The sequence below is a fragment of the Cedecea sp. AS113 genome, assembly GCF_037152415.1.
GTDB lineage: Bacteria > Pseudomonadota > Gammaproteobacteria > Enterobacterales > Enterobacteriaceae > Cedecea.
In genome coordinates this window covers 1-680 of sequence record NZ_JBBCMI010000055.1, presented here as the reverse complement: position 1 = coordinate 680, position 680 = coordinate 1, and the positions used below count along the sequence as shown (strand labels likewise).

The 680-nt window shown below is 41.2% G+C and carries 1 protein-coding gene and 1 pseudogene; one reads left to right on the top strand and one right to left on the bottom strand.

Going from position 1 to position 680, the window contains the following annotated elements; translation table 11 throughout:
- A pseudogene (locus WFN87_RS23995) lies at window positions 1-191 on the top strand (hypothetical protein); the annotation flags it as partial.
- A 341-nt stretch (window positions 192-532) separates the two neighbouring features.
- On the opposite strand, the gene WFN87_RS23990 reads toward WFN87_RS23995, so the two are convergent.
- Window positions 533-680, bottom strand: a 148-nt coding sequence (locus WFN87_RS23990) for an integrase core domain-containing protein (RefSeq protein WP_336983824.1), incomplete at its 5' end; no start/stop codon positions are given.

Below are 680 nucleotides of genomic sequence, written 5' to 3'. Positions count from 1 at the left end.
CACAAAATATACAGGAGCAATCAAGAATTGTGACCCAGATATGGAGTGCAGGAGAAGGTAGCAATGTGAGCGTGGTTGTTACAGGAGTTGTGGGTTTAGTCACTTCGGATGGAAACGATAAGGTCAAGCCCGTTGAGTGTAAAAGCACAGGTTTGTTTGAAAAGGATTTGCTTGAAATCTTACGAAAGTGATTTTTTGCTTTCTTTTTAAAAAAAACTCTCAGGAGCAGGAAATCCTTCTATTCCTGAGAGGATGCAAACAGCATCATCGTTACAAAGTCGCGCCACTGTACGGGGTTTCCTGAACTAATCAACTTGTTTTAAAGGTTTTTAGGAAGAAATAAATTATTTTTGAAATGTCCTATCTAAAGTGAAATTACCTTCTAAGCTTGGTTAGCGGTTTCCGCGTATTGCTCTCTTATGCCTTGTTTTAGACCGCTCTGTCCGAGCGGTTTTTTTTCGATAACTGTTTGTGATTTGAATTGCTCTTTAGTCTTGAGGCAATGAACTGCCCCTAGGATTAGATACAACCTTCAGTTAGTAATGTCGGTTGGTTTTTCTTCATATTTTCTGTTTCGCCAGTCCGTTGCGAATTCAGCTGGTGTCTGGTAATCCAGCGATGAATGGGGACGGCACTCGTTATAATCCTGCCGCCAGTCATTAATCGTTTTCCGGGCATGA